General features: G+C 64.9%; 1 protein-coding gene and 3 pseudogenes. All 4 read right to left on the bottom strand.

The window, feature by feature from the left end; all coding sequences use genetic code 11:
• Positions 1-6: 6 nt before the first annotated feature.
• Positions 7-246: pseudogene (locus tag HCF10_RS32010) on the bottom strand (phosphopantetheine-binding protein); the annotation flags it as partial.
• A gap of 177 nt (positions 247-423) precedes the next feature.
• Positions 424-6,363, bottom strand: a pseudogene (locus tag HCF10_RS10070) (amino acid adenylation domain-containing protein); the annotation flags it as partial.
• 21 nt (positions 6,364-6,384) lie between these two features.
• Positions 6,385-7,644, bottom strand: a pseudogene (locus HCF10_RS32005) (condensation domain-containing protein); the annotation flags it as partial.
• A gap of 147 nt (positions 7,645-7,791) precedes the next feature.
• On the bottom strand, positions 7,792-21,825 hold the full coding sequence (locus HCF10_RS10065) for a non-ribosomal peptide synthase/polyketide synthase (protein ID WP_167655426.1): 14,034 nt from the start codon (positions 21,823-21,825) through the stop codon (positions 7,792-7,794).
• Positions 21,826-22,016: the final 191 nt, after the last annotated feature.

The following is a 22,016-nucleotide window of genomic DNA, read 5'->3' as shown; positions in this document are numbered from 1 at the left end:
CGCCCCTCAGGAAATCAATTTATCCAAATCTTCTGCTGATAGACGTTTGAGAGCCTCCAAGGATTTAGCCAATGCGTCCTGCACCGGCGAATTATTTGTCTGCTGGCCAGCCACATAGGCGCTGAAGTCGGCCAGGGTCGGGGTGGTGAAGATCGATTTGACGTCGAATTCGGCGTGCAGCTGCTCACGCAGGCGCACCACCACCTGGGTCGCCAGCAGCGAGTGCCCGCCCAGTTCGAAGAAGTTGTCGTTCAAACCCACGCGCGGTACCTCCAGGACCTCGGCCCAGATCGCGGCGATCTGCTGTTCCAGCTCGCTCTGCGGCGCGACATACTCCCGCGCTTGCAAACTGGCGTCCGCCTTGGGCAAGGCCTTGCGATCCAGTTTGCCGTTGGGGCTCAGGGGCATCTGCTCCAGCAGCACCCATTGGGCGGGCACCATGTAGTCCGGCAACTGCTGGGCGAGATGGGCGCCGAACACATCGCGCCAATCGTCCCCGGCGTTTTGCAGCACCAGGTAGCCCACCAGGTATTTGCCGTCGACCGCCAGCACGGCGGTCTCACGGACCCATTCGTGCTCCAGCAGGCGCGCCTCGATTTCCCCCAGTTCGATGCGCAGGCCGCGTAGCTTGACTTGATGATCGATGCGCCCGGCGTATTCGATCACGCCGTCTGCGCGGTAGCGTGCGAGGTCGCCGGTACGGTACAGGCGCTCGCCCTGGATGAACGGGTGGGCGACAAAACGTTCGGCGGTGAGTGCCGGGCGGCGGTGGTAACCACGGGCCAGGCCGATACCGCCCAAGTACAACTCGCCGAGGACGCCGACCGGTACGGGTTCGAAGTGGCTGTCGAGGATGTAGCAACCCAGGTTGGCAATCGGGCGACCAATCGGCACCGCGTCGCGGCCTTCGTCCACGCAGGTCCAGTGGGTCACGTCGATGGCGGCTTCGGTCGGGCCGTACAGGTTGTAGAGCCCGGCCTGCGGCAGCTTGGCGAAGACCTGCTGCTGGGCGTCCACCGGCAAGGCCTCGCCGCTGCACACGATGCGGCGCAAGGTATGACAGGTCGCAACCGTCGGGTCCTGCAGGAACGCCTGCAACATCGACGGGACAAAGTGCAGCGTGGTGACGTGTTCGGCATTGATCAGGCGCACCAGTTTGGTCGGATCGCGATGATCCCCCGGCGCGGCGACCACCAGGCGCGAGCCGGTCATCAACGGCCAGAAGAACTCCCACACCGACACGTCGAAGCTGAACGGGGTCTTTTGCAGCACCGTGTCGCTGGCGTCCAGGCCATAGGCTTCCTGCATCCATTGCAGGCGGTTCAGCAATGCCGAATGACGGTTGCCGGCGCCTTTGGGTTGACCGGTGGAGCCCGAGGTGTAGATCACGTAGGCAAGGTTCTCGCCGTCCAGGGCGATCCCTGGGTTGGCGTCACTGTAGCCCTCGAAGGCAGATTCACCCAGCACCAGGGTTTCCAGGCCCTGGGGAATCGGCAACTGCTCACGCAAATGCGCCTGGGTCAGCAGCAGTTTCACCCCACTGTCGTCCAGCATGTAGGCCAGGCGTTCGCGGGGGTATTCCGGGTCCAGCGGCACATAGGCACCACCGGCCTTGAGCACCGCGAGCAGGCCGACGACCATTTCGATGGAACGCTCCACCGCCAGGCCCACCAGTACGTCCGGCCCCACGCCGGCTTCGAGCAGGCGATGCGCCAGGCGGTTGGCGCGGCGGTTGAGTTCGGCGTAGCTCAAGCGCTGCTCGGCAAACACCAGGGCCGCAGCGTCCGGCGTGCGCCCCACCTGCTGTTCAATCAGTTGATGCACGCAGTGCTGCAATGGGTAGTCCCGCGCCGTGGCGTTCCAGTCCTGTACCACCTGCTGACGCTCGGCCACATCGAGCATGGCCAGGTCACCCAGACGCTGCTGGCCGCCCTCGAGCATGGCTTGCAGCAGATTGAGCAGATGGCGGCCGCAGGTTTGCACCGTGCCCAGGTCGAAATGCGCACGCGCAAAGCTGAACTGCACCGACAGCGTGTCACCCACGTCCACCAGCACCGTCAGCGGGAAGCTGGTTTGCTCGCGGGAATCCGGCAGGCCAAAACGGATACCGCTGCCGCCACTCTGCTCCAGGGCCTTGGACACCGGGTAGTTTTCGAACACCAGGATGTTATCGAACAAGGCTTCACCGCCCTGCCCGGCCCAGCGCTGGATATCGTACAGCCCGGTATGTTCATGCTCGCGCAAAGCCAGGTTCTGCGCCTGCACCGCTTGCAACCAGTCGGCCACGGTTTGCTGGCCATCCACTGCGCAGATCACCGGCAAGGTGTTGATGAACAGGCCGATCTGCTGCTCCACCCCCACGAGGTCTGCCGGGCGCCCGGCCACGGTGGCGCCGAACGACACCACCGCCTGCCCGCTATGGCGCTGCAACAGGACCAGCCATGCCGCCTGGATCAGGGTATTGAGCGTGACCTTATTGCTGCGCGCAAAAGCCTCGAGGCGACCCGTCAGCGGGCGATCCAGGCTCAGTTGGTGTTCGCCATGCCCATTCGCCGCGCTTGGCTGGCTGCTGCCCAGGCGGGTCGGCGCTTGCAATGCACTCAACTGCTCGCGCCAGAAGGTTTCGGTCGCACCGGCATCCCGCTGCTGCAACCAGCCAATGTAATCGCGATAGCGACCCGCCGCTTCAGGCACCGCCACACCGGCGTAACGTTGCAGCACTTCACCGAACAGTCGCGAATTGCTCCAACCGTCCATCAGGATGTGATGGTTGGTGTAGATCAGCTCATGGCGTTGCTCGTCGGTGCGCACCAGCACCAGACGGACAAGGGGTGCCTTGGCCAGGTCAAAGCCCTGGCGACGCTGGGCTTGCTGCAGGTTTTGCAACGCCAGCTCACGCTCCGGCATGGCGCGCCAGTCGAGGTGTTCGATCGGCAACCGGGCCTCGCGATACACCACCTGGCACGGCCATTCCAACTGGCCTTCCCAGAAGAACCCACTGCGCAACACATCATGGGCCTGCACCGTGGCATCCCAGGCCTGCTGGAACCGCGCTACATCCAGGCCCTCGACCGTCACGCGGATCTGGTTGATGTAGTCGCCGGCGGCCTGTTCGTACAGGGTGTGAAACAGCATGCCCTGCTGCATGGGCGACAAGGTGTAGATGTCTTCAATCCCATCAGCGGCCAGCGGCAAGGATTCAAGCTGCTGCTGGTTCAGGCGCGACAACGGGAAGTCCGAGGCCGTCACGCCGTGGTTGCCGGGGGTACAGCAATGTTCCACCAATGCCGTCAGTTCACGGCTGAAGGCCTGGCTCAAGGCGTCGATCTGCGACACCTCGAACATCAGCGGGCTGAAGGTCCAGCCCAGGTGCAGTTCACCGCCGAACACCTGGCCGTTGAGTATCAACCAGTTGCCCAGCGGCGCCTCCGGGCTCTGCTCGGCACCGGCACTTTCTGCGGCCAGCGCGAACAAGCCGTCCGGCTGGTCAAAGCTGCCGTCGATCTGGCCCAGGTAATTGAAGGTGATACGCGGCACCGGCAATGCGCTGAACGCCTGGCGCGTGGCCTCGTCGCCGAGGTAGCGCAGCGCGCCGAAGCCCAGGCCCTTGTCCGGCACGGCGCGCAGTTGCTCCTTGATCTGCTTGATAGAAGCGCCAAGGGATTCGGCCGGGGTCAGGCGCACCGGGAACAGGCTGGTGAACCAACCCAGGGTGCGGGTCAGGTCGATATCGTCGAACAGGTCTTCGCGGCCGTGGCCTTCCAGCTGGATCAAGCTGGAAGCCTGCCCCGTCCACTGGCAGATGACGCGCGCCAGGGCGGTCAGCAGCAGATCGTTGATCTGGGTGCGATAGGCCGCAGGCGCCTGTTGCAGTAATTGCCGGGTGTGCTCGGCGTCCAACTGGCTGACCACGGTCTGCGCCAGGCGGACAGGACGCGCGCCTTGCGGATCACGGCATGGCAGATCGGCAGGCACGCCCTGGAGTTGTTGCAGCCAGAAGTGTTTCTGCGGCTGTACCGCTTCGCTGCGGGCATGGGCCTGCAAACGCTCGGCCCAGGCCTTGAACGACGAGGTCTTGGCCGGTAACGGCTGTTGGCGGTACAGGCGTTGCAGGTCCTCAAGGAGCACCCGCCAGGACACGCCATCCACCACCAGGTGGTGCATCACCAGCAACAGGCGCTGGGAACCGTCGGCCAGTTCGGCAAGCACCGCACGCAGCAAGGGCCCCTGATGCAGGTCGAGGCTGCGCTGGGCTTTTTCGCACAGCGCGGCCAGTTCGTCGGCATCCTTCACCGTGGCTTGCCACAGCACCTCAGGGGTGGCGGCTGCATGCTCGGCCTGCCACCCTTCGGCCTGCTGGCTGAAACTCAGGCGCAGCGCATCGTGGTGTTGGACGATGGCGTGTAAAGCCGCTTGCAGTCGACCTGCCCTGACCGGCTCGCGTGGCGCCAGCAGCAAGGACTGATTCCAGTGGTGGCGGTCCGGCAGGTCCATCTCGAAGAACAACTGCTGGAACGGCAGCAACGGCGTCTCGCCCTGCACCGGGCCTTGGTCGATCACCTGCGCTGTCTGCAACTGCGCCACCCGGGCGAGGCTGCGCACGGTCTGATGCTGGAACAGCGCCTTGGCGGTGAAATGAATACCGGCGGCACGGGCGCGGCTGACCACTTGAATGGAGATGATCGAGTCACCGCCGCGCTCGAAGAAGTTGTCATTCAAACCCACCTGTTCGACGCCCAGCACCTCGGCCCAGATCGCCGCGATCTGCTGCTCCAGCACACTGTGCGGAGCTTCGTAGGGGTGGGTGGCTTCGGGTTTGGGCAGCGCCTTGCGGTCGAGTTTGCCGTTGGGGCTCAGGGGCATCTGTTCCAGCAGCATCCACTGTGCCGGGACCATGTAGTCGGGCAGGTGTTGAGCCAGGTGGGCGCTGAGCACATCGCGCCAATCGTCCCCGGCGTTTTGCAACACCAGGTAGCCCACCAGGTATTTGCCGTCGACCGCCAGCACGGCGGTCTCACGGACCCATTCGTGCTCCAGCAGGCGCGCCTCGATTTCCCCCAGTTCGATGCGCAGGCCGCGTAGCTTGACTTGATGATCGATGCGCCCGGCGTATTCGATCACGCCGTCTGCGCGGTAGCGTGCGAGGTCGCCTGTACGGTACAGGCGCTCGCCCTGGATGAACGGGTGGGCGACAAAACGTTCGGCGGTGAGTGCCGGGCGGCGGTGGTAACCACGGGCCAGGCCGATACCGCCCAAGTACAACTCGCCGAGGACGCCGACCGGTACGGGTTCGAAGTGGCTGTCGAGGATGTAGCAACCCAGGTTGGCAATCGGGCGACCAATCGGCACCGCGTCGCGGCCTTCGTCCACGCAGGTCCAGTGGGTCACGTCGATGGCGGCTTCGGTCGGGCCGTACAGGTTGTAGAGCCCGGCCTGCGGCAGCTTGGCGAAGACCTGCTGCTGGGCGTCCACCGGCAAGGCCTCGCCGCTGCACACGATGCGGTGCAGGCTTTGGCAAGTCGACACCGCCGGATCCTGCAGGAACGCCTGCAACATCGATGGCACGAAGTGCAGCGTAGTGACCCGCTGTTGATTGATCAGGTTGATCAGCCTGGCCGGATCACGATGATCACCGGGTGCTGCAACCACCAGGCGCGCACCAGTCATCAACGGCCAGAAGAACTCCCACACCGACACGTCGAAGCTGAACGGGGTCTTTTGCAGCACCGTGTCGCTGGCGTCCAGGCCATAGGCTTCCTGCATCCATTGCAGGCGGTTCAGCAATGCCGAATGACGGTTGCCGGCGCCTTTGGGTTGGCCGGTGGAGCCCGAGGTGTAGATCACGTAGGCGAGGTTTTCGCCGTCCACAATGACCCCGGGATTGGCATCGCTGTAGCCCTCGAAGGCAGATTCACCCAGCACCAGGGTTTCCAGGCCCTGGGGAATCGGCAACTGCTCACGCAAATGCGCCTGGGTCAGCAGCAGTTTCACGCCGCTGTCGTCCAGCATGTAGGCCAGGCGTTCGCGCGGGTATTCCGGGTCCAGCGGCACATAGGCACCACCGGCCTTGAGCACCGCCAACAAGCCGACGACCATTTCGATGGAACGCTCCACCGCCAGGCCCACCAGCACGTCCGGCCCCACGCCGGCTTCGATCAGCCGATGCGCCAGGCGGTTGGCGCGGCGGTTCAGTTCGGCGTAGCTCAGGGACAGGTCGTTGAAGCGCAGCGCCGGTGCATCCGGCTGCGCCTGCACCTGGGCTTCGATCAACTGATGCACCCACTGCCCTTGGGGGTAGTCGCGCTCCGTGGCGTTCCATTGCGAGAGGATTTGCTCGCGCTCCTCGGCATTGAGTGTCGCCATATCCTGCAAGGGCAAGGCAGGGTTCGCCACGCCCGCACGCAACAGGCTCAGCCAATGTTCGGCCATGCGCGCGACGGTGGCGGCGCCGAACAGGTCGGTCGCGTAGGTCAAGGACGCCCAGATCGCGTCGCCGCTCTCCTGGGTATCCAGGCTCAGGTCGAACTGGGCACTGTGGCTGTCCCATTCGAGGTTGGCCACGCGCAGGCCCGGCAGTTGCTGCGCGGCGGCAGGGGAATTGGCCTGGTGGCTGAACATCACCTGGAACAGCGGGTTATGGCTCAGGCTGCGCTCCGGCTGCAGCGCTTCCACCAATTGCTCGAAGGGCAAGTCCTGATGGGCCTGGGCTTCCAGCGCGCGGCGCTTGGTCTGCTGCAGTAACTGGGCGAAGCTCATCTGGCCATCGAGGTCAGCCTTGAGCACTTGCGTATTGACGAAGAAGCCGATCAGCGATTCGGTCTCGACGCGGTTGCGGTTGGCAATCGGCACGCCGACGCGAATATCCTGCTGGCCGCTGTAGCGGTACAGAAATGCCTGGAAGGAGGCCAGCAGCAACATGAACATCGTCACGCCTTCGCGCTGGGCCAGGGCTTTCAACCCTGCAACCAGTGCCGGTTCCAGCGCGATGTCCAGACGCGCGCCACGGTAGCTCTGTTGCGCCGGGCGCGGCTGGTCGAATGGCAGCTCCAGCACCGGCTGCGTGCCGCTGAGCAGTTCACGCCAGTAGTCCAGTTGGCGGGCCTTCTCCCCCGCTTCCATCCAGCGGCGTTGCCACAGTGCGTAGTCGGCGTACTGGATCGGCAAAGGTGCCAGCACGCAGTCCTGGCCCTGGCTGTAGGCAGCGTAGAGCTGCATCAGCTCCTGCACCATCACGCCCATCGACCAACCATCGGAGACGATATGGTGCTGCACCAGCACCAGCACGTGCTCGTCTTCACCGAGGGTAAGCAGGCTGACGCGCAGTAGCGGGCCTTGCTGCAAGTCGAACGGGCGGGCGATTTCGGCTTCGACGCGGGCCTTGAGCTGCGCCTCGTCGACCGAGCTTTCAGCGATCTCGATCACGCCGTGGGCCAGCACTTCCTGGGAGCGCTGTTCATCATCCAGGTGCAGGCGCGTGCGCAGGCTTTCATGGCGCACCGCGAGGGTGTCGAAGCTCTTTTGCAGCGCAACCTTGTCCAGGCGCCCGCTCAGGCGCAGGGCGCCCGGTACGTGATAGGCGGCGCTGTCCGGGTCCAGTTGCCAGAGAAACCACTGCCGTTCCTGGGCGTAGGACAACGGCAGCATCTGGCCGTCCTCACGGATCGAGGCAATCGGCAGCTGGGCGAAGCTCATGCCCCGGCTTTGCAGGCGCTGGTAAAACTGCTGGCGTTGTTCCAGAGGCAGGCGAAGAAAGCGCGAAACCAGATCGATATTAGGGTTGGAAAGCATGGGTCAAATCGCCTCTAGTTCGCTCAAAAAGTCACGAAGGTCATCAAAATCTTCCGCAGTGCCTGCACGGAAGGTGGCAGCGGCCTGCACATAGGCGCGCAGCGTTTCGGTCTGGAACACTTCCACCAACGGCACTTCCAGGCCCAGCTCGGCCTGGACCCGCGATGTGATCTGGATCGCCAGCAACGAGTGGCCGCCGACTTCGAAGAAGTTGTCGTTCAGGCCCACCTGCGGCAGGCGCAATACCTCGGCCCAGATCGCGGCAATCTTCTGTTCAAGCTCGGTTTCGGGGGCCACATAGGCCTGTTGCAGCAGGCTCGCATCCGGCTCGGGCAAGCCCTTGCGGTCGAGCTTGCCGTTGGGGGTCAGCGGCATTTGCGCCAGGAACATGAAGTACGTCGGCACCATGTAATCCGGCAGGCGGGTTTTCAGGGCACGGCGCAGGTGGTCGCGGAACTCGGCTTCGTTGACCAGGCTGGCGTCGGCCGGCACCACGTAGGCCACCAGCTGTTTGCCGGTCGGGCCTTCCTGGGCCACCACCACGGTTTCGCCAACGTTGTCCTGCTCACGCAGGCGCGCTTCGATCTCGCCCAGCTCGATACGGAAGCCACGGATTTTCACCTGGTGGTCGACGCGACCGAGGTAATCCACCACGCCATCCGGGCGCCCACGGGTCAGGTCGCCGCTGCGATACACACGACTGCCGGGCTTGCCGAACGGGTCCGGCACGAAGCGCTCGGCGGTCAGCGCCGGACGTTCCAGGTAACCGCGGGCCACGCCCTCGCCACCCAGGTACAGCTCACCGGCGACGCCGATGGGTTGCAGGTTGAGTTGCGCGTCCAGCACGTAGCCGCTGCGGTTGCCCAGCAACGTGCCGATTGGCGCGTAGACGGCGCCGCAAGGATCGCCTCGACGGGCTTTCCACAGCAGCGGCGTGACCACGGTTTCCGTCGGGCCGTAGCCGTTGAACAGGTAGGTCGGCTTGAGCGCGCGCCAGGCCAGGTCATAGCTGGCCTGGGCCACTGCGTCGCCGCCGAAGCAGTAGACCCGAACCTTCGGCGGGTTGCCGTCACGCTCGGCATGTTCGGCCAACTGCTGCAGGTACACCGGAGGGAACACCGCCATGGTCACGTTGTGACGGTGCATCTGTTCGTAGGTGTACTCGGGCAGCCATAGGCTGTCGTCACGGATCAGCACGCTGGCGCCGTTGATCAGCGGGTGCATCCAGCCTTCGTGGGAGCCATCGAAGGCGAAGGACATGAAGTGCAGTTCGCAATCGGCCGGCGATGTTTCATAACGCTCGCCGGTGGCGATGATATGCGCCACCAACGGCCCATGAGAGACCGCCACGCCTTTGGGCATGCCGGTCGAGCCGGAGGTGTAGATCACGTAGGCGAGGTTGTCGCCGTCCAGCGTCACGTTTGGGGCGGTGTCGCTGTAATCGGCCCATTGCTCGGTGCGATCAATCGCCAGGCTGTCCAGGCCTTCGGGAATCGGCAGTTGCTGCAAGGCACTGGTGTGGGTCAGCAGCAACTTCGCACGGCTGTCCTGCATCATGTAGAGCAGGCGATCACGCGGGTACTCGATATCCAGTGGCACATACACGCCGCCGGCCTTCATCACCGCCAGGAACGCCACCATGCTCTCGGCGCTGCGCGGCATGGCGATGGCCACACGCACTTCCGGGCCGACGCCACGGGCGATCAGAGCGTGGGCCAGGCGGTTGGCCTGGCGGTCAAGCTCGCCGTAGCTCAGGGTTTGCGCGTCGAATTTCACTGCGACTGCATCCGGGTTTTCCCGGGCGCGGTCGGCGACCAGTTCGTGCACCAGGCGCTTGGCCGAGAAGCCGGCGTCGGTCTGGTCCCACAGTTGAAGAATGTGTTGTTGCTCATCCTGGCCGAGCAGGTTGAGTTGGCTGATGGCTTGCTGTTGGTCGGCAACCATCGCCTGCAACAGGTTTTGCCAGTGGCCGGCCATGCGCTCAATAGTGGCTGGGGCAAACAGATCGGTGGCGTAGCTCAGGGAGGCTCGCAGGGTCGCCTGGCTTACCTCCACATCCAGTGCCAGGTCGAACTGGGCCACGCCTTCATCCCAGCTCAGCACCTCAACGTCCAGTTCGGTGAGGCGCTGCAGGTGATTGGCTGCCGAGGTCACGCGATGGTTGAACATCACTTGGAACAGTGGGCTCAGGCTCATGCTGCGCTCGGGTTGCAGCGCTTCGACCAGCTGTTCGAACGGCAGGTCCTGATGGGCCTGGGCTTCGAGGGAACGTTGGCGTACCTGGTGCAGCAGTTGCACAACGCTCATCTGCCCGTGGATATCGGCCTTGAGCACTTGGGTATTGACGAAGAAGCCGATCAGCCCCTCGGTTTCCAGGCGATTGCGGTTGGCAATCGGCACCCCGACACGCACGTCTTCCTGGCCGCTGTAGCGGTGCAGCAACGCCTGGTAGGACGCCAGCAGCACCATCGGCAACGTCACTCCGGCGCCCTGCGCCAGACGACGCAAACCGGCCAGCAGCTGCGGTTGCAACTCGATGCCCAGGCGTGCGCCACGATGACTTTGGAGGGCCGGACGCAGGTAGTCGAAAGGCAATTCCAGCACCGGCTGCACGCCACCCAACTGTTCATGCCAGTAGGACAGTTGACGGGCCTTCTCTCCCGCCTCCATCCATTGGCGCTGCCACACGGCATAGTCGGCGTACTGGATCGGCAAGGCCGGCAGGGTTGGCGTCTGCCCGTGGCTGAAGGCGGCGTACAGTTGCACCAGCTCCTCGACCATCAGTTGCATCGACCAGCCATCGGAGACGATGTGGTGCTGCACCAGCACCAGCACATGTTCGTCCTCGGCCAGGCGCAGCAACCGGGCCCGCAGCAACGGCCCGCGCAGCAGGTCGAATGGCTGCGCAACGACGTCAGCCACCCGTGCCTTGAGGCCGGCTTCATCGGTGTCGGCCAGATCGATTTCAATCAGGCCCGAGTCTTCAATCACTTGGACCGTGCCGGCGGCGTCCTGGCGCAAATGGGTGCGCAGGCTTTCATGGCGTGCCAGCAAGGTGTCGAAGCTGCGTTGCAGCGCCGCCAGGTCCAGCGGGCCTGTCAAACGCAAGGCGCTGGGGATGTGGTACGCGGCGCTTTCGGGGTCGAGTTGCCAGAGGAACCATTGGCGTTCCTGGGCATACGACAGCGGCAACGGCTGGCTGCGATCGGCCTTGAGCAGCGCCGGCGCGACCACGCCCTCCTCACCCAGGGCCACCACGAAGTCACCCAGCAACGGGTGTTCGAACAGGGTCTTGAGCGCCACTTCCAGCACCAGAGCCTGGCGTACCCGCGATACCACCCGCGTGGCCAGCAGCGAATGCCCGCCCAGCTCGAAGAAGTGGTCGTCGAGGCCGACCTGGGGTACGCCCAGCACCTCGGACCAGATCGCCGCGACCTGTTGTTCGCGCGGGGTGACGGCGGCCACATGGCTTTTCAGCAACAGGCGGGTATCGACCTTGGGCAAGGCCTTGCGGTCGAGCTTGCCGTTGGGGGTCAAGGGCAGGCTGTCGAGGAACATCACGTGCGCCGGCACCATGTAGTCCGGCAGGCGCTCACGCAAGGCCGCTGTGTAGGCGTGCGGCGGCTGTGCCGCAGACGTCACCAGGTAGGCGATCAAGCGGTCGTTGTCGGCGAGCACCACGGCTTCGCGAACGCCTTCATGCTCGCGCAGGCAGGCTTCGATTTCGCCCAGTTCGATACGGAAACCGCGCACCTTGACCTGATGGTCGACCCGGCCGATGTACTCCACCACGCCGTCGGCACGGTAGCGTGCCAGGTCACCGCTGCGGTACAGGCGCTCGCCCGGCGCGCCATACGGGTTGGGCACGAAACGTTCGGCGGTGAGGGCTGGCCGCGCGTGGTAGCCGCGCGCCAGGCCGACGCCGCCGATCAGCAGTTCACCGGCCGCGCCCACCGGGCATGGGCTGAGCCCGGCATTGAGGATGAACAACGCGGTGTTGGCGATCGGTCGCCCGACCAGAGGTTGCGCCTCCAGCAGGCGATGGGCCGCCGACCAAATGGTGGTTTCGGTGGGACCGTAGAGGTTCCACACCGGGCCTTGCAGGTCGAGCATGCGCTGGGCCAGGTCGGCCGGCAGCGCTTCGCCGCCGCACAGGCACTTGATGCCGCGCAGCACGTCGGCACGCGGGCTTTCCAGCAGCATGCGCCAAGTGGACGGCGTGGCTTGCAGCACGTTGGCGGATTGGGCGGTGACCAGGTCGATTATCGCCTCCGGGTCGAGCGCCAGTTCCTGGCCACTCAGCAGCACCGTGGCGCCGACTGTCAGCGGCACGTACAGCTCCAGGGCAAAGATGTCGAACGAGAACGTCGTCAGCGACAGCACCCGCGCCTGCGCGCCGATGTCCAGGGTGCCGGCCATGCCGCAGGTAAAGCTGCACAGCGCCTGGTGCGGCACCATCACGCCCTTGGGCTTGCCGGTGGAGCCAGAGGTGTAGATCACATAGGCCAGGTGGTGTGGCGTGACGCTGACCTGCGGGTTGTGTTCGTCACCGCCAGCGTCCTCGACCAACAGCACCTGCAGGCCTTGCGGTTGCACCAGGCGCCCGATCAGCGGCGACTGAGTCAGCAGCACCTGGGCGCGGCTGTCTTCGAGCATGAACGCCAGGCGATCGGCCGGGAATTGCGGGTCCAGCGGCACGTAGGCGCCACCGGCCTTGAGGGTCGCAAGCAGGCCGACCACCATGGGCAGGGAACGCTCCACATGCACCGCCACCCGCACGTCCGGGCCGACGCCCGCCGCGATCAGGCGATGGGCCAGGCGGTTGGCGCGGCGGTTGAGTTCGCTGTAGCTCACGGCCTCGCCGTTGAATTGCAGCGCGATGGCGTGCGGCTGCGCCAGGGCTTGCGCTTCGAACAACTGGTGGACACAACGCTCGCGTGGGTAGTCGACGGTCGTGCGGTTCCAGTCTTCGACCATCTGCTGCCATTGCGATGGGTTGAGCATCGCCAGCTCGTCCAGAGCCTGGGAGGCATCGTTGACCACTGCGCGCAGCAGGTTCTGCCAGTGCACAGCCAGGCGCTCCAGGGTGGCGGCGTCGAACAGGTCGGTGGCGTAGGTCAGGGATGCCCAAAGGCCGTCGACGGACTCCTCGGTTTCCAGGTTGAGGTCGAACTGGGTCGTGTGACCGGTCCAATCCACCGGCTGCAGATCCAGGCCAGGCAGTTGCACCGGGCCGGCGCGCAGGTTGTCCTGGTGATTGAACATCACCTGGAACAACGGATTATGGCTGAGGCTGCGTTCCGGTTGCAGCGCCTCTACCAGTTGTTCGAACGGCAAGTCCTGATGGGCCTGGGCCTCCAGGGCACGTTGCTTGACCTGGGCCAGCAACTGCTCGAAGGCCATCTGCCCGTGCAGGTCGGCCTTGAGCACCTGGGTGTTGACGAAGAAGCCAACCAGACGCTCGGTTTCCAGGCGATTGCGGTTGGCGATCGGTACCCCGACACGAATCTCGGCCTGGCCGCTGTAGCGGTGCAGTAAGGTCTGGAACGACGCCAGCAGGAGCATGAACAGGGTTACGTCCTGGCGCTGGGCGAGTGCCTTGAGTTCGGCCACCAGGGCGTTGTCCAGGTGTACCCGCCGACGCGCACCGCGATGGCTTTGCACCGCCGGGCGCGGGTGGTCCAGGGGCAGTTCCAGCACCGCGTGTTCGGTACCCAGGCGTGCACACCAGTAATCAAGTTGGCGTTGTTTCTCCCCGGCCGCCATCCAATCGCGCTGCCACACGGCATAGTCGGCGTACTGGATCGGTAAGGCCGGCAACAGCGCCTGGCCTTGATACAGCGCCAGCAGTTCGTCGACCATCACTTGCATCGACCAGCCGTCAGAGATGATGTGGTGCTGGGTGATCACCAGCACATGGTGCGCGGCCGTGATCTCCAGCAGCATGACGCGCATCAGCGGGCCGTTGAGCAGGTCGAACGGACGTTGGATTTCTTGCGCGACCGCCTGCTCGATGGCCGAGTCTTGCACCTGCTGGCGTTGGATCACCACCGCCAGGTTTGGCTGGATGACCTGCCAGGTGTGCTCAGCCTCTTCCACGAAGGTGGTACGCAACGGTTCATGGCGTTGCACCAGTGCCTGGAATGCGTGTTCCAGTGCCGGGACATCCAGCTCACCGCGCAGGTGCAATGCGGTCGGTACGTGGTAGGCGGCGCTGCCGGGGTCCAGTTGCCAAAGAAACCATTGGCGTTCCTGGGCGAAGGACAGTGCCAACGGTCGGTCGCGCCCCAGGGCCACCATCGGGCTGGCAGTGCCGGCCTGCAACCCTGCGCAGGCCACCGCGAACGCTTCCAGCGTGGGCTGTTCGAACAACGCTCGCAACGGCACTTCCAGCTTGAGGTCGTGACGCACGCGGGAGATCACCTGAGTGGCCAGCAGCGAATGGCCGCCGCGTTCAAAGAAATGGTCATCGAGCCCCACCTGCTCGACGTGCAACACCGCTTGCCAGATCGCCGCCAACTGCATGTGCAGCGGGCTTTGCGGAGCGCGGTAGGCCTGCCGCGCCTGGCTCAGGTCCGCCAGCGGCAGTGCGCGGCGGTCAAGCTTACCGTTGTTGTTCAACGGCAAGGCATCGAGCACCAGCCAATGCCCCGGCACCATGTAGTCCGGCAAGGACTGGCGCAAGACCGCCGCCAGCGCCTGGGTATCCAGTGGCTGGCCGTGGGCCGCGACCACGTACGCCACCAACTGCGTGCCGGTGGCACTCGGCTGCGCAACGACGGCAGCTTCGCGCACCCCCGGCAGGGCTTGCAGGCTGGCCTCGATTTCGCCCATTTCGATACGGAACCCGCGGATCTTCACCTGATGGTCGATACGCCCCACGTACTCCAAGGCGCCCGCCTCGTTGTAACGGGCCAGGTCGCCACTGCGGTAGAGCCGCGCACCGGGCACCGCCGAAAACGGGTCCGGGAGGAAACGCTCGGCGGTCAACGCCGGGCGGTCGAAGTAACGCTGGGCCAGGCCGAACTCGGCGCCGATGCACAGCTCGCCAACGCCATCGGTGGCCAACAGTTCGAAACCGCTGTCGAGTACGTACAGCGAGCGGCCAGCGATCGCCCGGCCAATCGGCACGCCGAACGCATCACTGGCATCCGCCAGTTGGCACTCATGCACGCTGGACACCACGGTGGCCTCGGTCGGCCCGTAGGTGTTGACCAGGCGCACGCCGCCCAGGCCGGCCGCGTGCCAGGCGCGCAGCCCTTCCACCGACATGGCCTCGCCGCCTACATGCACCTGGCGCAGGTTACCCAGGGCACGACCATCGGCCGCGCACTCTTTGGCCAGCAGGTACCAGTAGGCCGCCGGCAAGTCAGCCAGGGTCACGCCCTGTTCGACGATTTCCCGTGCCAGTTGCCCGGCATCCCACAGTTCATCGCCACGCATGATCAACGCGGCGCCCACACACAGCGGCGGATAGCACTGTTCGACAAAGCCGTCGAAACTGAAGGTCGCGAACTGCAGCACGCGGTCCTCTGCACACAGTTGGCTGTAGACCTCGGCGCTGTCGCAGAATTGGCCGAGGGCCGCATGGTCGATGGCCACGCCCTTGGGTTGGCCGGTGGAACCCGAGGTGTAGATTACGTACGCCAGATCGGCAGCGGCAGCGTGGGTGAGTGGGTTGCTGGCAGGGTAGCCGGCCAGCTCGGTACCGGAGACGGTGAAGTCCAGGCGGGCCAGCCCTTGCGGCAGCGGCAGGTCGGCCAGTAACCCGGTTTCGCTGAGCAGCAGGTCCAGACGGCTGTCCGCCAGCATGTAGGCCAGGCGGTCGGCGGGATAGTTCGGGTCCAGGGGCACATAGGCCGCGCCGCTTTTGAGCACGGCCAGCAGGCTGACGATCAGTTGCGGGCCGCGCCGCGACGCCAGGCCCACGCGCTGGCCCGGGCCCACGCCCAGCGCCAGCAGACGATGGGCAAGCCGATTGGCACTTTCATTGAGCTGGGCATAGCTCAAGCGTGCTTCGCCAGCCTGCACCGCCAGCGCGTGCGGTGTGGCAGCGGCCTGGGCCGCGATGCGTTCGTGCACGCGCGAATGGCGCTGGGCCGCGCCCGGTGATTGGCTGAGGGCAAGCACGTCGCGTTGTGCAGTGGCGTCAAGCAATTGCAGGTTGCCAAGGGGCGCCTGGGCATCGGTGAGCAACTGCACCAGCAGGTGCTGCAGGTTGGCGCTCAAGCGGGCGACCTGCTCAGCGCTGAAGCGGGCCCGGTCGTAACTGAACTCCAGGCGCAGGCTGGCTCCCAACTCAATGCCCAGGGTCAGCGGGTAATGGGTGCGTTCATGGTTGTGCATACGGCCAAACGTCAGGCCTGCGGGCGCGCCCTGCTTCAGGGCCTCGGCCACCGGGAAGTTTTCAAACACCAGCAAGGTGTCGAACAATGCGCCCTGCTGGCCGGCCCAGCCTTGTATGTCGTACAGCGGCACATGCTCGTGGTCACGCAGGCTGAGGTTCAGGGCTTGCAACTCGTTGAGCCATTGGGCGGCCGGCTGGGCTGGCGACGGCGCGCTGACAATGGGCAGCGTGTTGATGAACAGGCCCAGTTGCTGCTCGATCCCCGGCAGCGGTGCCGAACGCCCGGCGACGGTGGCGCCGAAGGCCACGCAATCCTGGCCGGTGTAGCGCTGCAGCAACAAGCTCCACGCCCCTTGCAGCACGGTATTGAGGGTGATTTTCTGACGACGGGCGAACTCGCCGAGGGCGTGTGTGAACTCGCCCTCGAGGATCAATTGATGCTCAGCCGTGCCCAGGCCATCGACCGGCGCGCGCAGCGCTTGCGCGAGCAAGGTAGGTGTTTGCAACGGCGCCAGGGCGGCTTTCCAGAACGTCTCACCCGAGGCTTGCTGTTGCAGCCAGCCCAGGTAATCGCGGAACTGCCCCAGCGGCGCGGGCAAGGCCTGGCCGGCATAGTGAGCGATGACTTCACCCAGCAACTGGGCGTTACTCCAGCCGTCCATGAGGATGTGGTGGCTGGTGAAGATCAGGTGCCAGGCGTTACCGGCGCCCCGCACCAGCATCAGGCGAAACAGCGGCGCAGCATTGAGCGCAAAGCCCTTCTCACGTTCAGCCTCGGCAAGCGCATCGAAGTCGGCATTGATGTCTTCGATCACATGCAACTGCACGTCGACCTGACGCTGGATCACTTGATGCGCACTGTCCAGGCCCAGCCAGTGGAAGCTGCTGCGCAGAATGTCATGGCGGTCCAGTGACGCCTGCCAGGCGCGGCCGAAAGCCAACAGGTCGAGGCCGTCGATATCCAGGCGCAACTGGTTGATGTACGCCTGGGCTTCTGGTTCGTAGAGGGTATGGAACAACATGCCCTGCTGCATCGGCGACAGCGGATAAAGATCGGCAATCGCCGGCCCCGTCACCGGCAACGCGTCCAGTTGCTGTTGGGTCAAGCGTGCCAGTGGGAAGTCCGAAGGGGTAACCTGCCCTGCCGGGGTGGCTCGGCAATGCTCGATCAAGGCCTTGAGCTCTGCCGCGTAGTCATCCGCCAACTGCTGCACCGTTGACGCCTCGAACATCTCGCGGCTGAAGCCCCATTGCAGGGCCAGTTCACCGCCGTACACCTGCCCTTCGACCGTCAGCCAGTTGGCCAGCGGTGCCTCGGCATCCTGGGCCTGGCCGCTGCCCTGGGTGGCCGGAATAAACAGCGCGGATTCGTTGAACTGGCGGTCGAACTGGCCCAGGTAGTTGAAGGTGATGCGTGGCACGGCCAGGTTCGCCAAGGCTTCGCGGGCCGCAGGCGGGCCGAGGTAGCGCAGCAGACCATAGCCGATGCCTTTGGCGGGCACGGCACGCAGCTGCTCCTTGACCGACTTGATCGCGGCCGACAGCTCACCGTCGGCTTGCAGGCGTACCGGGAACAGGCTGGTGAACCAGCCGACGGTGCGGGTCAGGTCGACGCTGTCGAACAGGTCTTCGCGGCCATGGCCTTCCAGTTGGATCAGTGCGGCGTTCTGGCCGCTCCAGCGGCTGACCACCCGCGCCAGGGCCGTGAGCAACAAATCGTTGACCTGGGTACGGTAAGCCGCTGGCGCGTCCTGGAGCAGTTGACGGGTGTGTTCGGCATCAAGGCGGATTTCGAGCTTGCTGCCCAAGCGGTTTTGCAGGCCGCCCTTGGGGTTGTCGCACGGCAAGTCCGCGTCCACCGACTGCGCCTGCCAGTACGCCAACTGGTGGTCCAGCGTGCGGGCATGGGCTTGCAACTGTTCGGCCCACAGCTGGTAGGCGCTGGTTTTGGCCGGTAGCGATGCCTTGCGGTAAGCCTGTTGCAGGTCTTCCAGGACGATACGCCAGGACACACCATCGACCGCCAGGTGATGGATCACCAGCAGCAGGCGCTGGCTGCCATCGGCCATGCGCACCAACGCGGCACGCAGCAGCGGGCCTTTCGCCAGGTCGAGGCTGCGCTGGGCCTCATCGCACAGCGCCGCCAGCTCATCGTCGCTGCCGGCGCGGTTTTGCCACAGGCCCGACTCGGTGACTGGCGCGGCATAGGCTTGCTGCCAGCCGTCGGCCTGTTGCACAAAACGCAGGCGCAAGGCGTCGTGATGGTTGATTACCTGAGTCAGGGCGGCTTCCAGGCGTGCCGGTTCCAACAGCTCGCGCGGGGTCAACAACAACGATTGGTTCCAATGCTGACGCATAGGGATCGCCTGGGCGAAAAAGCCCTGCTGCACCGGGGTCAGGATCACCTCGCCGCTGGCAGGGCCTTGGTCGATTACAGTGGTTTGCTCGAAGCTTGCCACCAATGCCAGGCTGCGCACGCTCTGGTACTGAAACAGGTCGCGTGGGCTGAGACGAATCCCCGCCTGGCGCGCGCGGCTGACCACCTGGATGGAGATGATCGAATCGCCGCCCAGCTCGAAAAAGTTGTCATCCAGACCGACTTGCTCGACACCGAGCACATCGCTCCAGATCGCCGCCAGGGCTTTTTGCAGGGTGTTTTCCGCAGCGACATACGCCTGTTGCGGCGCAGTATCGGGCACCGGCAGGGCTTTGCGGTCGAGCTTGCCGTTGGCGGTCACCGGCAGCTTGGCCAGGTGCACCAGGTGGGTCGGCACCATGTATTCCGGCAGGCTGCCGAGCAGCCAGGCCTTGAGGTCGGTGGGCGCCTCGCCCTCCAGCACCAGGTACGCCACCAGTTGCTTGCCGCCGTGTACCAGCACCACCGCCTCACGCACCGCCGGGTGTTGCATCAGGCGCGTCTCGATTTCGCCGAGTTCTATTCGCAGCCCGCGCAGCTTGACCTGGTGGTCGAGGCGGCCAAGGTATTCGATCACACCGTCGTCACGCTGGCGCACACGGTCGCCGGTACGGTACAGGCGCGCGCCGTCACCGAAGGGGCTGGGCACAAAACGTTCGGCGGTCAGTGCCGGACGGCGATGGTAACTGCGGGCCAGGCCGGTGCCGCCCAGATACAGCTCGCCGGACACGCCGGCAGGCACCGGGTTGAGCTGAGCATCGAGCACGTAGTTGCCAAGGTTGGCAATCGGACGGCCGATGGGCACGGCGTCACGGCCTTCGTCGATGCAGGTCCAGTGGGTCACGTCGATGGCCGCTTCGGTCGGGCCGTAGAGGTTGAACAAGCCGGCCTGGGGCAGCTTGGCGAACACCTGCAATTGCGCGTCCAGGGGCAAGGCTTCGCCACTGCACACGATGCGCTTGAGGCTTATGCAGGCCTGCACGCCTGGTTCATGGATAAACGCCTGGAGCATGGACGGCACGAAGTGCACGGTGGTGATCGCGTGCTCGCTGATGGTCTCGATCAGCCGCGCCGGCTCGCGGTGTTCGCCAGGGGCTGCGACTACCAGGCGGGCGCCGGTCATCAGCGGCCAGAAGAACTCCCATACCGACACGTCAAAGCTGAACGGGGTTTTCTGCAGCACCGCGTCACTGGCATCGAGGCCGTAGGCCTGTTGCATCCAGCACAGCCGGTTGACCAGTGCGCGATGGCTGTTGCCGGCGCCCTTGGGCTTGCCGGTGGAACCGGAGGTGTAGATCACATAGGCGAGGTTCAGCGCGTGGATGTCGACGGCGGGCGCTGTGACGCTGTAACCGTCGAGCCAGCCTGGCGCCTGGTCGAGGAGCATCACCCGAATACCTTCGCCAGGCAGCAGCGGCAACAGGCTGTGCTGGCTCAGCAGCAGCTGGATGCCGCTGTCTTCGATCATATAGGCCAGGCGTTCCTGGGGATATTCGGGGTCGAGCGGGACGTAGGCGCCGCCGGACTTGAGAATGGCCAGCAGGCCGATGACCATCTCAAGGGAGCGCTCAACGCAGATACCCACCAGGGCGTCAGGGCCGACCCCCTGCTCGCCCAAGGCATGGGCCAATTGGTTGGCGCGGGCGTCGAGTTGCGCGTAGGTCAGCGTGGTCGCGCCGAACACCAGCGCCGGCGCATCCGGTGTGCGCTGTGCCTGGTCTTCGATCAGGTGATGAATACCGCGCTCGGTCGGATACGCTTGCGCGGTCTGGTTCCAGGCGTGCACCAGCATGTGTTGCTCATCGGCGGCCAGCATCGGCAGTTCACCAATGCGCTGCTCGCCATCGGCGACCATGGCCTGCAACAGGCTGATCCAGTGGCGCGCCATACGCGCGATGGACGGCGCGTCAAACAAGTCATTGGCGTAGGTCAGCGCAGCGTGCAGGGTGCCGGATTTTTCATAGGTGTCGAGGGTCAGGTCGAACTGGGTGGTGCGGCCTTGCCACTCCACCAGGGCCAGTTCCAGGCCGGAGGCGGTGCTGACCGAGGCGATATCGGCCACCACCGGCTGATGGTTGTACATCACCTGGAACAGCGGCGTATGGCTGAGGCTGCGCTCGACATTCAGGGCTTCCACCAGGCGCTCGAACGGCAGCTCCTGATGGGCCTGGGCGCCGAGGGCATGCTCCTTGATCCCTTGCAGCAACTCGGTGACCCGGGTTTGCCCGCTCAGCTCAGTGCGCAAGACTTGCGTGTTGACGAAGAAGCCGATCAGCCCCTCGACTTCCGTACGGTTACGGTTGGCGATCGGCACGCCGACGCGAATATCGCCCTGGCCGGTGTAGCGATGCAGCAGCACATTGAAGGCGCCGAGCAGCAGCATGAACAGGGTGACGTTGTGCTGTTGCGCGCAGGTGCGCAACTGCGCGGCCAGCGCCGGGTCAATCGCGAAGGTGTGGCGGGTGCCCTGATAGCTGGGCATGGCCGGGCGCGGGTGGTCGGTGGGCAGTTCCAGCACCGGATGCTCATCACCCAGGCGCGCCTGCCAGTATTCCAATTGACGGGCCTGCTCCCCCGCTTCCAGCCAGCGCCGCTGCCACAAGGCGTAGTCGCTGTACTGGATCGGCAGCGCCGGCAATTGCGGCGCTTCGTTGCGCTCGTGGGCGTCGTAAAAACGGATGAACTCGTCGATCAGCACGTTCATCGACCAGCCATCGGAGACGATATGGTGCAGGGTCAGCAGCAGCACGTGCTCCTGGGCATCGAGCTTGAGCAGTTGCACGCGCAGCAGTGGGCCGTGCTCCAGGTCGAACGGCAGCAGCGATTGGCGGGTGGCCGCGTCGTTGACGGCGTGTTCGCGTTCGGCCGGGGCCAACGCCGTTAGATCGAGCTGTTCAATGGCCAACGACGGCGCTACGGCCACCTGCATCAAGCGTTCATCGGCCTGGCGCTGGAACACCGTGCGCAGGGTTTCGTGCCGGGCCACCAGGCTGGCGAACGCCTGCTCCATGGCGCCAAGGTTCAGCGCACCTTTGAGGCGCACCGCACCCGGCAGGTTGTAGGCGCCGCTGCTCGGATCCAGTTGCCAGAGAAACCACATGCGCTGTTGCGCGTAGGACAGCGCCTGGCGGTCCTCTGCTTCCACGCCGGCCGGAATCGGAAACCGCGAAAAATCCACCCCTTCTTTCTGCAGTGCCTGCAGGAACAGCTGGCGTTTTTCCAGGGGCAACCCGATAAACCGGCGAGCAAGTTTCAAGGAGTCTTCAGCATTCATTTGTTGGAGTCCGGAGCAATAGGCAGGAAGCACAAAGGCACGTCGTCCCTATAAAACGAACCGGACAGGGAAAAATTAGCGGGGGATGGGCGGCGTAGAGCGAGCTGTGATCAGGGGTTACATCAATCCCCGGGAAAGACACACGAACCCCAGCTAGCATTGACGAACACCACTTTTTTGCAACTACATCT

This window comes from Pseudomonas sp. B14(2022), assembly GCF_012030485.1.
Classification (GTDB): domain Bacteria; phylum Pseudomonadota; class Gammaproteobacteria; order Pseudomonadales; family Pseudomonadaceae; genus Aquipseudomonas.
Note: the sequence above shows the minus strand (reverse complement) of the source record. Positions and strands in the feature narration are given on the sequence as shown.